Source organism: Microvirga mediterraneensis (genome assembly GCF_013520865.1).
GTDB lineage: Bacteria > Pseudomonadota > Alphaproteobacteria > Rhizobiales > Beijerinckiaceae > Microvirga > Microvirga mediterraneensis.
Map to the genome: position 1 here is coordinate 3,309,797 of NZ_JACDXJ010000001.1, position 12,247 is coordinate 3,322,043.

At 66.4% G+C, this 12,247-nt stretch carries 10 protein-coding genes; 7 read left to right on the top strand and 3 right to left on the bottom strand.

Annotated elements, in window-relative coordinates; translation table 11 throughout:
• Positions 1-18: 18 nt before the first annotated feature.
• Both H0S73_RS15615 and uxaC read right to left on the bottom strand, forming a co-directional pair.
• Positions 19-1,206 carry an ABC transporter substrate-binding protein gene (locus tag H0S73_RS15615; RefSeq protein ID WP_181053009.1) on the bottom strand — a complete coding sequence of 396 codons (1,188 nt, stop codon included), beginning with the start codon at positions 1,204-1,206 and terminating at the stop codon, positions 19-21.
• A 53-nt stretch (positions 1,207-1,259) separates the two neighbouring features.
• Entirely contained in the window at positions 1,260-2,663 is a 1,404-nt protein-coding gene (gene uxaC / locus H0S73_RS15620; protein WP_181053010.1) for a glucuronate isomerase, read from the bottom strand.
• A 125-nt stretch (positions 2,664-2,788) separates the two neighbouring features.
• Between uxaC and H0S73_RS15625 the strand changes: the two genes are divergently transcribed.
• Together H0S73_RS15625 and uxuA are read left to right on the top strand one after the other, a co-directional pair.
• Entirely contained in the window at positions 2,789-3,517 is a 729-nt protein-coding gene (locus H0S73_RS15625; protein ID WP_181053011.1) for a GntR family transcriptional regulator, read from the top strand.
• A 68-nt stretch (positions 3,518-3,585) separates the two neighbouring features.
• Positions 3,586-4,782, top strand: coding sequence for a mannonate dehydratase (gene uxuA / locus H0S73_RS15630; RefSeq protein WP_181053012.1), 1,197 nt, complete (start codon positions 3,586-3,588; stop codon positions 4,780-4,782).
• A gap of 228 nt (positions 4,783-5,010) precedes the next feature.
• Here the strand turns inward: uxuA and H0S73_RS15635 are convergent, their stop codons facing one another.
• On the bottom strand, positions 5,011-6,159 hold the full coding sequence (locus H0S73_RS15635) for an amidohydrolase (RefSeq protein ID WP_181053013.1): 1,149 nt from the start codon (positions 6,157-6,159) through the stop codon (positions 5,011-5,013).
• A gap of 390 nt (positions 6,160-6,549) precedes the next feature.
• On the opposite strand from H0S73_RS15635, the gene H0S73_RS15640 reads away from it, so the two are divergent.
• The 5 genes from H0S73_RS15640 to H0S73_RS15660 all read left to right on the top strand — a co-directional run bounded on the left by H0S73_RS15640 (position 6,550) and on the right by H0S73_RS15660 (position 12,208).
• Complete coding sequence (locus H0S73_RS15640) at positions 6,550-7,452, top strand: SDR family oxidoreductase (protein ID WP_181053014.1); 903 nt, start codon at positions 6,550-6,552, stop codon at positions 7,450-7,452.
• Between the two features lie 299 nt (positions 7,453-7,751).
• A complete protein-coding gene (locus H0S73_RS15645) occupies positions 7,752-8,519 on the top strand; it encodes a FadR/GntR family transcriptional regulator (RefSeq protein ID WP_181054362.1) in 768 nt (255 codons plus the stop codon).
• On the top strand, positions 8,509-9,570 hold the full coding sequence (locus H0S73_RS15650; RefSeq protein WP_246388954.1) for an ABC transporter ATP-binding protein: 1,062 nt from the start codon (positions 8,509-8,511) through the stop codon (positions 9,568-9,570). The genes H0S73_RS15645 and H0S73_RS15650 overlap by 11 nt, the downstream gene beginning before the upstream one ends.
• Positions 9,567-10,667 carry an ABC transporter ATP-binding protein gene (locus tag H0S73_RS15655; protein WP_181053015.1) on the top strand — a complete coding sequence of 367 codons (1,101 nt, stop codon included), beginning with the start codon at positions 9,567-9,569 and terminating at the stop codon, positions 10,665-10,667. Before H0S73_RS15650 ends, H0S73_RS15655 begins: the two co-directional genes overlap by 4 nt.
• A gap of 41 nt (positions 10,668-10,708) precedes the next feature.
• On the top strand, positions 10,709-12,208 hold the full coding sequence (locus H0S73_RS15660) for an ABC transporter substrate-binding protein (RefSeq protein ID WP_181053016.1): 1,500 nt from the start codon (positions 10,709-10,711) through the stop codon (positions 12,206-12,208).
• Positions 12,209-12,247 lie beyond the last annotated feature (39 nt).

Below are 12,247 nucleotides of genomic sequence, written 5' to 3' on the forward strand. Positions count from 1 at the left end.
CGTCTTACTTGCGCGGTCTTACTTGCGCTTGCCGCCGCCGACCTGCTCGTCCCACATGCGGAAGGCGACGACCATCTGGTCGGGCTGGAGCGGCAGTTCGATGGGGTTCTCGGCGATCCACTTCTCGTATTCGGGACGGCCGAATTCCTTGATGGCGGCCTGGCTCTCCGGCGGCGCCATGTCGAGGGTGACGCCCTTCACGGCCGGACCCGGGTAGAAGTAGCCCTCGTCGTAGGTGTAGGCCTGCTGCTCCTTGGTGAGCAGGAAGCTCATGAGGTCGAGGAGCACCGCCATCTTCTCGTTGGGCAGACCCTTGGGCACGCACATGTAATGGGCGTCAGCCACCCAGTGGAAGCCCTTGAGCGCCGCCACCTTGGCCTCCTTCGGCACGACGCCGAGAACGCGCGGGTTGATGTCCCAGCCGGTGGTCGACACGGTCATGTCGCGCGAGCCCTCGCCGAGTTCCTTCATCACGGCGCCGGTGCCGGACGGATAGTACTCGACGTTCTGGCCCAGCTCCTTCAGGTAGGCCCAGGTCTTGTCCCAGCCCTTGGCGGGATCCTGCGGGTTGCTGTCGCCGAGGATGTAGGGCAGGCCCATGATGAAGGTGCGGCCCGGGCCGGAATTCGCCGGGCGCGCATAAAGGAAGCGCCCCGGATTGGCCTTGGTGTAGGCCAGGAGCTCCTCGGCCGTGGTCGGCACGGTCTTGACCTTGTCGGGCATGTACTCGAGGAGCGGGCCCGACGGGTAATAGGTCACGACGACGCCCTGCCCCTTGGCCAGACCCTGCATCTTGGCGGCGGGCGCGAGGTAGATGTCGTCGAGCTTCGGCAGGGAGTTCGCGTGGCCGGGGATCAGGTCGACCCAGAGCTTCTGCTCGATGCCGGCGGAGAGCGCGTCGGTGCCGGTGAGCACGAGGTCGATATCGACCCGGCCGGCATCCTGTTGCGCCTTGATCTTGCCCGCGAGTTCCGGCGCCGTCGCCTTGGTGAAGGTGATGCGCGAAACGAGGTTGGGCTTCGCCTTGCGGTAGTTCTCGATGGCCTTCTGGGTCAGCGCCAGGTTGCCGGCCACGTCGATGATATTGAGGGTAACCGGGCTCGTGGGCAGGGTCGCCTGCGCGAAAGCCTTGCCGCCGAGGGTCGCAACGCCTGCGGCGCCGGCGACACCGCCGACGAAAGTCCGTCTGGTGATCAGGTTCGTCATGTCTTCCTCCCGTTCTGTGCGACATGGCTCATCAAGGCCGGCCATGCCCCGTGTCACAGCTTGTAGGCCTCCTTGGCGAGGCGATAGGCGAGATCGTAGGCCACCTCATGCGCCTCGTCCTCGTCGAGGCGATGCGTCGTGACGAGGTTGGCGAGATAGGCGCAGTCGACCCGGCGGGCGACATCGTGCCGGGCCGGAATGGACAGGTAGGCGCGCGTGTCGTCGTTGAAGCCGACCGTGTTGTAGAAACCGGCCGTCTCCGTGGTGAGCTCGCGGAAGCGGCGCATGCCCTCCGGCGCGTCGAAGAACCACCAGGCGGGACCGAGCTTGAGAGCCGGGTAATGGCCCGCGAGCGGCGCCAGCTCGCGCGAATAGCTCGTCTCGTCCAGGGTGAAGAGGATGAACGTGAAATTGGGCTCATTGCCGAACCGGTCGAGCAGCGGCTTGAGGGCGCGCACGTAATCGGTCTGCAGCGGGATGTCGGCGCCCATGTCGCGGCCGAAGCGGCGGTAGAGCGCGTCGTTGTGGTTGCGGAAGGAGCCCGGATGGAGCTGCATCACCATGCCGTCCTCCACGCTCATCGCGGCCATCTCGGTCAGCATCTGGGCGCGGAACATCTCCGCGTCCTCGGGCGTCGCGTCGCCCGTCGAGACGCGGCGGAACAGGGCCTCCGCATCGGCCTGCGAGAGATCGGCCGTGCGCGCGGTCGGGTGACCGTGATCGGTCGAGGTCGCGCCGTACCGGCGGAAGAAGGCGCGCCGCGTGCGGTGCGCATCCAGATAGCCGCTCCAGGTCGACGTGTCGTGGCCGGTGATCTCGCCGAAGCGCGCGAGGTTCTGCCGGAAGCCTTCGAATTCCGGATCGACCACCGGATCGGGACGATAGGCCGTCACCACCCTGCCCTTCCAGCCCGATTGCCGGATGGCCTCGTGATGCGCCAGCGGATCGAGCGGGCTTTCCGTCGTAGCGATGGCCTCGATGCGGAAGCGCTCGAACAGCGCGCGCGGGCGGAACTCCGGCGTGCGCAGGGCCGCGTCGATGCGGTCGTAATAGGCATCGGCGTTCGCGGCGGAGAGCCGCTCCGTGAACCCGAACAGGGTCGAGAAGGTGTGGTCGAGCCAGAGGCGCGTGGGGGTGCCGCGGAAGAGATGGTAATGCGACGCGAAGCGGCGCCAGATCGCCCGCGGATCGCGCTCGCCGGGAGAGCCGTCCTTCGCCGGAATGCCGAGCTCTTCCAACCGCACGCCCTGACTGTAGAGCATGCGGAAGATGTAATGGTCGGGGATGACGAAGAGCGTCGCCGGATCCGGGAACGGCTCGTCTTTCGCGAACCAGCGCGGATCCGTATGGCCGTGCGGCGAGATGATGGGCAGATCCCGCACCTGCTCATAAAGCCGGCGCGCCACATCGCGGGCGGCGGGCTCGACAGGAAACAGCCGGTCCGGGTGGATGAGCATGGCGTACTCCCTCGACGCATTGTCCTGGCCCATTTTCCGGCCAGGTTGCGAGCATCACATAGGGGAAACCTTAAGCCCATCGCCGATCCTTTGCAATGGTCTACTAGTATGGTAGTGTGCCACTTATGACCAATAGACCAGCCCTCGCGAAGCTCGATACCAGCCGTGAACCCATGGCCCGGCAGGTCACGCGCGCCCTTCGGCAGGCTATCGTCAGCATGAGGATCGCGCCCGGCGAAATGCTCTCCGAGCAGGATCTTGCGCAGCGATTCGGGGTCAGCCGCTCGCCGGTGCGCGAGGCCCTGATCAAGCTGAGCGAGGCCGGGCTCGTGCGGGTCCTGCCGCAGCGGGGCACGCAGGTGGTCAAGATCTCGCGCGCCGCCGTCGAGGATGCGCGCTTCATCCGCGTGGCGGTCGAATGCGCGGTCGTGCGCGAGGCGGCCCTGAAGGCCACGCCCGTGCTCTTGGCCGAGCTGAATGCCAGCCTGACCCGGCAGCGACGCGCCCAGCGCGCCACCTCGTCGGACGATTTCATGGCCCTCGACGAGGAGTTCCACCGCCTCCTGGCGGAAGCGGCCGGACGGCCCGCCGCGTGGCGCATGATCGAGGACGTGAAGCCGCAGATGGACCGGGTGCGTTATCTCGACGTGAAGCAGGCGACCCCGCGCCACCTCATCGTTGGCCAGCATGCCGAGATCGTCGAGGCCATCAAGGCATCCGATCCGGTCGCGGCCGAGAAAGCCATGCATCGGCACCTGAGCGAGATCCTGCGCTCCCTGCCCGAGCTTGCCGCAAAGCATCCGGACCTGTTCGAACCTGAGTCCGATGCCCTGCCGGAGGTGCTCAGCGCGTGACCGTCACGATTCGAGAATTCGGAACTTCCGCCGACGTACCCGTTCGGCCCATTATCTGAGAGGCAATTATGGAACAGACCTGGCGTTGGTTCGGGCCCGAGGATGTCGTCCAGCTTTCCCATATCCGCCAGACCGGAGCGAGCGGCATCGTCACCGCCCTGCATCAGATTCCCTACGGCGTCATCTGGAGCGTCGAGGAGATCGAGAAGCGCAAGGCGCTCATCGCCGCCGATCCGTCGCTCGGCCTGCGCTGGAGCGTGGTCGAGAGCCTGCCGATCCACGAGCGCATCAAGATCGGCGAAGGCGACCTGACGAGCCTGTTCGATAATTACCGGCAATCCATGCGCAACCTCGCGCAATGCGGCGTCACCACGATCTGCTACAATTTCATGCCGGTGGTCGACTGGACCCGCACGGAACTGGCCCACCCGCTGCCGGGCGGCGCGACGGCCCTGCGCTTCAACATTCATGAATTCGCGGCCTTCGACTGCTTCATGCTGGAGCGTCCGGGCGCCGAGGCGGATTACGCTCCCGACGTGCTGACGCGCGCCAGGGACTGGCATATCCGCTCGTCGGAGAGCGACCGGCGCAATCTTCTGTCCAACATCATGGCGGGCCTGCCGGGCGCCTATGACCGCTACGACGTTCCGGGCCTGCGCGTCATGCTCGACCGGTACAGGGACATCGACGCCGGCGCCTTACGCGAAAACCTCGCGCGCTTCCTGCGCGAGGTGATCCCGACCGCGGAGGAAGTCGGCATCCGGATGTGCATCCATCCCGACGATCCGCCGCGCCCGCTCATGGGCCTGCCGCGCATCGTGTCCAACGCGGACGATATCGCGTTCATCCTCGATGCCGTCGATGCACCCGCCAACGGCCTCACCCTGTGCAGCGGCTCGCTCGGGGCCAATCCGGTCAACGACGTTCCGGCGATCGCGAAGCGCTATGCGGACCGCATCTGGTTCGCCCACCTGCGCAACGTCGCCAAGGACCCGGACGGCTCCTTCATGGAGGCGGACCATCTCGGCGGCGACACGGACATGGTGGCCCTGGTCACGGTGCTGCTCGAGGAGCAGAAGCGGCGGAAGGACGCGGGCGACAAGCACTGGCGCATCCCCATGCGGCCGGACCACGGGCACGAGCTCCTCGACGACGTCGGCAAGCCCACCCACCCCGGCTATCCCGCCATCGGCCGCATGAGGGGCCTTGCCGAACTGCGCGGTGTCATGCAGGCGGTCTCGGCGCTGCGGGGACTGCCGCTTTAGAGAGGCCATGGTTTTCCGCACTGTCATGGCCGGGCTTGTCCAGGCGATGCCGATGCGGTGGAGCGCTGAGCCTTTCAGATCGAGATCACCGGCACGAGGCCGGTGATGACGTCGCGGATGTCATTCCCGGCCGAAGCGCAGCGGAGGGGAAGGGAATCCGCGGCTCGGCGCATGATCGTGGATCCCCTTCCCTCGCCTTCGGCTCACCGGGGATGACATTGGGGCGACCTACCCCAGCAAATTCCGCAAGGTCCGCATGAACACGCGGACGCCGATGCCGATCAGGTCGTCGGGAAAATCGTAGTCGGGATTGTGCAGGCTCGGATGGTTCTCTCCGGCGCCGAGGAAGAACATGGCGGCCGGAGCCTTTTGGCCGAAGCGGCCGAAATCCTCCGAGGGCCGCATGGGCAGGTTGCCCCCATTGTGCGGCACGCCCTCCTCGTTGAGGGCGCGGCGAAGGTGAGCGACGGCTTCCGGCGCATTCTCGCAATGGGCGAAGATGTCGTCGTGGGAGATCTCGACGCTCAAGCCCTTCTCCCGCGCGGCGCTGAGGACCAGATGCTCGGCGCTCACACAGAGATCCTCCATCCCGGCATCGGTCAAGGTGCGCAGGGTCGCCCAGATCTCGGCCTGTCCCGGAGCCACGCCGAAGGTCGGCTCTCCGATTCTCGCATGGGTGATGGTCACCATCGAAAAGCCGCTGTCCAAGGGACCGCCGCGGCCCAGGGCCGTCAGCGCGGGCATCAGCTCGGCCACGACAGGGACGGGAGAGACGCCCGTCTCCGGCATCGAGGCGTGAGCCGTCTTACCGCTGAGCACGATGCGCATGCCCCGGGACGCGCAGCTGACCGGCCCCTCCACGAGCGCGACCTCGCCGAACGGCAGACCCGGGAGATTGTGCAGGGCGAATGCGAAATCCGGGCTGATCTCGCGAAAGCGCGGATCGGCCACGACGGCGGCGGCTCCCGACCCGTCCTCTTCCGCCGGCTGGAACATCAGGATGGCGCGGCCGCGCTGCGGACGTTGGCGCCCGAGTGCGCGGGCGAGACCCGCCAGGATCGCCATATGTCCGTCATGCCCGCACAGATGCCCTCTCCCGGGCGTCGCCGAGCGATAGGGAAGGTCGGAAATTTCCTCGATGGGCAGCCCATCGAGCTCCGCCCGGACCATGACGGTCGGTCCGGAGCGCCTGCCTTCGTAAATGGCCGCGATTCCGTGGCCGCCGAGGCCCGTCAAGATCTGATCCGGGCGCGTGGCGGCCAGGAAGGCACGGACTTCCCGGGCCGTCTGCGCCTCCTGCCGGGAGATTTCGGGCGCGCGGTGGAGCTTGTGCCGGAACGCCACCAGATCGACCGCGTCCTCATTGGTCAAAGCCATGGATCGCCTCCACGCCGGAACCCGATGGGAGCGGAACGCTCAACCGATGACAGCCCGGCCTGTTTCGGCCCGACGTTATGGACCCAAGGAAGGGCCCCGATCAAGTCACCGAAAGGAGCACGCGAGCGGGTGCAATACACTTGCCGACATCGGAAAGACTTTGGAAGCTGACGCCACCCCGTCATGGCCGCCCCGCACTTGATCCGGGGACCAATGCCGACCATCTCGCTTCGGTGAAGCGCCGCGCCTTTAGGATCGGGATCACCGGGACAAGCCCGATGATGACTCGGGAGTGGATGATGCGACGAGGAGCGCAATCCGGCTCCCCTTTTCCGCATGATCCGCTAGGGTCCACCGCGACCTCCTGCCAAAATCGGTTATGCTTCTCTCATGAACCTGTTCGTCTTCGGCCTCGGCTATTCCGTCCGCCAGTTCATCGATCTGTACGGTGGGCGATTCACGGAAATCTGCGGCACCGTCCGCTCGCCGGAGAAGGCGCGGGCGATGCAGGCGGAAGGCCTTCAGGCCTATGTATTCGACGGCGCAAGCTACGATCCCGCCATCCTCGACCGGATTGCACGGGCGGACGCGCTGCTCGTCTCCATCCCTCCCGTGGGCGAGACCGATCCTGTGCTCGCGCACTTCTCGCACGCCATCACGTCGGCTCCTCGCCTGCGCTGGATCGGCTACCTGTCGACCGTGGGCGTCTATGGCAATGCGGACGGAAACTGGGTCGACGAGACGACGCCGCCCAATCCGGCATCGGCCCGCTCGCGCCAGCGCATCGCAGCCGAGCGGGCATGGCTCGCGCTCGGCGGGAGCGCATCCTTCTCCGTGCAGATTTTCAGGCTGGCCGGAATCTATGGCCCAGGTCGCAATGCCCTGGAGAAGGTCGCGGACGGCTCCGCCAAGCGCATCGTCAAGCCGGGCCAGGTGTTCAACCGGATCCATGCGGCCGATATCGCGCAGGTTCTCATGGCATCGATCGAGCGCCCGAGCCGGAACGCCGTCTACAACGTCGCAGATGACGAGCCCGGCCCGCCGCAGGACGTCATCGCCTTTGCGGCCGATCTGCTTGGCCGCGAGCCTCCCCCGGAGGTGCCTTTCGAGGAGGCCGATCAGACGCCGATGGCGCGCGCCTTCTACGCGGACAACAAGCGCGTACGCAACACACGCATCAAGACCGAACTCGGCGTGACGCTTCGCTACCCGACCTATCGCGAGGGGTTGCGGGCCCTTCTCGAATCCGGCGATGGAATCATGGAGAACCCTGATACCCGTTTCGAGGCCTGAACCATCGGCTCGGACCCGCCGCGGCCCGGTTCCTGAGGCCGGAGACGACAGCGGGATCGTTAGACTTTCGTTGCGTAAACTTTAGGCACATGACGTAGGTCCTGCAGAGCGTGATGGCCGCTTCTCCTCGCTGTCTGGCCAAGGAATCGGCACGGGTTGAACACGGAACCATCACCGAACCAGTTGCAAATTGGTTCGGCCTTGGGCTAGCCTTATTTCGTCGCGGACCATAGAGACGAAACAATAGATCGTCCCTCGTGGACCAGCGGCAAGATTGGTTCAATCTCAACCGGAACCCCATGGCCCAACCCGATCCATTGCCGGATAGCTCGAACTTCGCCCTCGGGCGACTGCGAGCCCTGCTGGAAGGCGGTTCCTTCGACGAGGAGCAGCGGCTCCCGTCGGAGCGGGTTCTGGCGGCGCAGATCGGCATCGGCCGGCGCGCCCTGCGGCGGGCGCTCGAAGTGCTGGAGGCCGAAGGGCGCATCTGGCGGCATCAGGGAAAAGGGACCTTCCTCGGTCCCCGTCCGACGGAACAGCCGTCCAATGTCGAGGACCTGTCCCGGCGGACCAATCCGCTCGAAGTCATGGACGTGCGCCTGGAGATCGAGCCGGCGCTGGCCCGGCTCGCGGCCCTGCGTGCCTCGAACGGCGACATCGAGCGGCTCCTGCATCTGGCGGACAAGACCGCCTCCATGTCCGATGCCGATGGCCGCGAGCTCTGGGACAGCGCCCTTCATCGGGCGATCGCGGAGGTCGCAGGCAATGCGCTTCTGCTGGCGATCTTCGACATGGTCGACCGCATCCGCCAGGACGCCACGTGGCGCCTCCTGCGCGAGCGGGCCCGTTCAGGAGAACGGCAGCAGGTCTATGTGGACCAGCACCGGCGCGTGATCGCGGCCATCGCCCAGCGCGAGGCCCATGCGGCGGAACAGGCCATGCGCGAGCACCTCGAACTGGTGCGCGACGGGCTGTTGAAAGTGATGACGAGCCCCCTGCCCGACGGCAAGGATCCAGAACAAGCAATATCCGAAAACACCGAGGACCGACGTCTCCATGGGACTTGAGGCAACGCAGCAATCGAGGACGCACATTCACGCTCCGGGCACAGTGGGGCTGGCCGCGGAGCCGCCCCTGCTCGACGTCCAGGGGCTTTCCGTCCGCTTCGACGGCGCGCCCAAGGGCGTGAACGTCGTCGACGACGTGTCCTTCTCCGTGCGCAAGGGCAAGACCCTGTGCATCGTCGGCGAATCCGGCTGCGGCAAGAGCGTGACGTCGCTCGCCCTCATGGGGCTCCTGCCGACGCCGCCGGCCCGGATCGTCTCCGGCTCGGCCCTGTTCGACGGGCAGGATCTCCTGACGCTCACCGAGCGCGAGCGGGCAGACCTGCGCGGCGACCGGATGGCGATGATCTTCCAGGAGCCCATGACCTCACTCAACCCGGCCTTCACCATCGGCGACCAGATCGCGGAAGGCATCGTCCGCCACCGCAAGGTCTCCAAGGCCGAGGCCTGGGAGCGGGCGCTCGACATGCTCAAGAAGGTGCGCATCCCCGCGCCCGAGAAGCGCCTGCGGGCCTATCCGCACGAGATGTCCGGCGGCATGCGCCAGCGCGTGATGATCGCCATGGCGCTCGCCAACGACCCACACCTCCTCATCGCAGACGAGCCGACCACCGCGCTCGACGTGACGATCCAGGCGCAGATCCTCACCCTCATCCGCCGCCTGCAGGAGGAGACCGGCACGGCCATGATCCTCATCACCCACGATCTCGGCGTGGTGGCGGAAGTCGCCGACGAGGTGGCTGTGATGTATGCGGGCCGCGTGGTTGAGAGCGGTCCCGTCGAGGCGATCTTCGACGACCCGCAGCATCCCTATACGATCGGCCTGATGGGCTCGGTCCCGTCGCTCGGAAAACGCCAGGGGCGCCTCGCCACGATCCGCGGCACGGTTCCGCCCGCCGAGCTGATGCCCAAGGGCTGCCGCTTCACCCCACGCTGCCCGTTCTCCGACAGCCATTGCGCCAACGATCCGCCGCCGCTCACCGAGATCAAGCCCGGCCACAAAGCACGCTGCTGGTACGCCCCTCTCGAAATCCACCGTGGAGCCGCCCTATGAGCGTGATGCCCGACGACGACATCGTGCTCGAAGGCATCGGCCTGAAAAAGCATTTCGGCGGCGGCGGCCTTCTGTCGAAGCCGACGATCGTGCGCGCCGTGGACGGCGTGTCCCTCGGCGTAAGGCGCGGCGAGACCTTCGCCATCGTGGGCGAATCCGGCTGCGGCAAGTCCACCCTCGGCCGCCTCCTTCTGCGCCTCATCGAGGCGACGGAAGGCGACGTGCGCTACGAGGGCCGCTCCATCGTGAAGCTCGACAAGGGCGAGCTGCGCAAGCTGCGGCGCGAGCTGCAGATCATCTTCCAGGACCCGTTCGCGTCTCTCAACCCGCGCATGAACGTGGGCGACATCATCGCCGAGCCGATCTGGCTCCACAATCTGGCAGGCGGGCGCGAGAAGCGCGAGCGCGTCGCGGACCTCATGCGCACGGTCGGCCTGCTGCCGACGCACATGGACCGCTATCCGCACGAGTTCTCGGGCGGCCAGCGCCAGCGCATCGGCATCGCCCGGGCGCTCGCGGGCGACCCGAAGCTGATCGTCGGCGACGAGCCCGTTTCGGCGCTCGACGTGTCGATCCAGGCGCAGATCATCAACCTGCTCGAGGACCTGAAGGACCGTTTCGGCCTCACCCTCGTCATCGTGGCGCATGACCTCGCCGTCATCCGGCACATGAGCGACCGGGTCGCGGTGATGTATCTCGGCGAGATCGTGGAGCTGTCGGAGACGGACGCCCTCTTCGACAATCCGCTGCATCCTTATACCCAGGCGCTGCTCGCTGCGATCCCGATCCCGAGCCCGACGAACCGCCAGCCGAAGGCGCTGCTCCAGGGCGACGTGCCGAGCCCGGCCGCCCCTCCCTCGGGCTGCCGCTTCCATACCCGCTGCCCTCATGCCCGCGCGCTCTGCAAGGAGCAGCATCCGGCTCTCGAAACGGCGCCGGACGGGCGGCAGGTGGCGTGCCACTTCTGGCGCGAGATCCAGGGAGCGGGCGCCGGTTCCATCAGCGCGCCGCCTCCGAGCGCGGCGCTCGCCAAGCGCCTGGCGCTCTACCGTACTTGGCGCGAACGGCAGGATAAGCCCGTCGCGACGAGCCCTTGAAAGCAAAAGACGAGATCCAGAGAACGATTGGAGGACATGGAATGAAGAAGAGACTTCTCCTAGCTTTGGCCGCGGGGCTCCTGGCGAGCACCGCAGCTTCCGCGCAGACCCTGCGCATCGGCCTGAACGAAGATCCCGATGTGCTCGATCCGCACCGCGCCCGCACCTTCGTCGGGCGCATCGTGTTCACGTCGCTGTGCAACAAGCTGGTCGACATCACACCCGAACTGAAGTTCACCCCCGAGCTCGCGACCGAGTGGAGCTGGGGCGACGACGGCAAGTCGCTGACGTTCAAGCTGCGTCCCGGCGTCAAGTTCCATGACGGCGAGCCCCTGAACGCCGCCGCCGTGAAGGCCAATCTCGACCGCGCCCGCACCTTGCCGGACTCCCTGCGCAAGAGCGAGCTGACCTCCGTGGACAATGTGGAGGCCGTCGACGATCTGACCGTGAAGGTCAACCTCTCCCGCGCCGACGCGACCCTGCTCTCCCAGCTCTCCGACCGCGCCGGCATGATCATGTCGCCGAAGGCTCTCGGCAATGCCGATTTCGGCCAGAAGCCGGTCTGCTCGGGTCCCTACAAGTTCGTCGAGCGGGTCCAGAACGACCGCATCGTGCTCGAAAAATTCGCCGATCACTGGGACGCGAAGAACTACAACTTCGAGCGCGTCGTATTCCAGCCCATTCCGGACACGACCGTGCGCCTCGCCAACCTGCGCTCCGGCAACCTCGACCTTCTCGAGCGTCTCGCCCCGAGCGACGTTCCGGCCGTCAAGGGCGATTCCAGCCTGGTCTTCGCGCCTGTCTCCGGCATCGGCTACCAGGGCCTGACGATCAACACCAACAACGGCGAGCGCTCCAAGACCCCGCTCGGCCAGGACAAGCGCGTCCGACAGGCGCTTGAGCTGTCCATCGACCGCAACGTCATCAACGAAGTGGTCGGCGCGGGCATCTTCCCGCCCGCGGGCCAGCCCTTCCCGGAGGCGAGCCCCTACAACAACCCGAAGTTCAAGGCCAACGCGCGCGACGTCGCCAAGGCCAAGCAGCTTCTGAAGGAAGCCGGCGTGGACCGGGTGAAGCTCGAGCTGACCTTCGGCACCAGCACCACGACCCAGCAAATCGCCGAGATCATCCAGGCCATGGCGGCCGAGACCGGCTTCGACATCTCGCTGCGCCCGACCGAGTTCGCCGCCATGCAGAAGGAGGCCCAGGCGGGCAACTTCGACGTGAACGTGATCGGCTGGTCCGGCCGCGTCGATCCCGACGGCAACATCCACCCGTTCGTCTCCTGCAAGGGCGCACTGAACGACGGGAAGTACTGCAACGAGCAGGTCGACAAGCTCCTGAACGAAGCGCGGATCATCAACGACGAGGCCAAGCGCAAGCAGCTCTACGATGCGGCTCAGGAGATCCTGAAGCAGGATCTGCCGATCATCTACACCTACTACCAGCCCTGGCCCTTCGTTCACACGAAGAAGGTCCAGAACTTCAAGCCTTATCCGGACGGCATGATCCGCCTGAAGGGCGTGAAGTTCGCCTCTTGAGCTGATTGAAAAACAGCGTGCCCGGTTCCACGACCGGGC

What these genes read in the sequence shown, in the direction of transcription:
- H0S73_RS15615 (WP_181053009.1), bottom strand. Translation starts at nt 1,206, where the DNA reads ATGACGAACCTGATCACCAGACGGACTTTCGTCGGCGGTGTCGCCGGC.
- uxaC (WP_181053010.1), bottom strand. Translation starts at nt 2,663, where the DNA reads ATGCTCATCCACCCGGACCGGCTGTTTCCTGTCGAGCCCGCCGCCCGC.
- H0S73_RS15625 (WP_181053011.1), top strand. Translation starts at nt 2,789, where the DNA reads ATGACCAATAGACCAGCCCTCGCGAAGCTCGATACCAGCCGTGAACCC.
- uxuA (WP_181053012.1), top strand. Translation starts at nt 3,586, where the DNA reads ATGGAACAGACCTGGCGTTGGTTCGGGCCCGAGGATGTCGTCCAGCTT.
- H0S73_RS15635 (WP_181053013.1), bottom strand. Translation starts at nt 6,159, where the DNA reads ATGGCTTTGACCAATGAGGACGCGGTCGATCTGGTGGCGTTCCGGCAC.
- H0S73_RS15640 (WP_181053014.1), top strand. Translation starts at nt 6,550, where the DNA reads ATGAACCTGTTCGTCTTCGGCCTCGGCTATTCCGTCCGCCAGTTCATC.
- H0S73_RS15645 (WP_181054362.1), top strand. Translation starts at nt 7,752, where the DNA reads ATGGCCCAACCCGATCCATTGCCGGATAGCTCGAACTTCGCCCTCGGG.
- H0S73_RS15650 (WP_246388954.1), top strand. Translation starts at nt 8,509, where the DNA reads ATGGGACTTGAGGCAACGCAGCAATCGAGGACGCACATTCACGCTCCG.
- H0S73_RS15655 (WP_181053015.1), top strand. Translation starts at nt 9,567, where the DNA reads ATGAGCGTGATGCCCGACGACGACATCGTGCTCGAAGGCATCGGCCTG.
- H0S73_RS15660 (WP_181053016.1), top strand. Translation starts at nt 10,709, where the DNA reads ATGAAGAAGAGACTTCTCCTAGCTTTGGCCGCGGGGCTCCTGGCGAGC.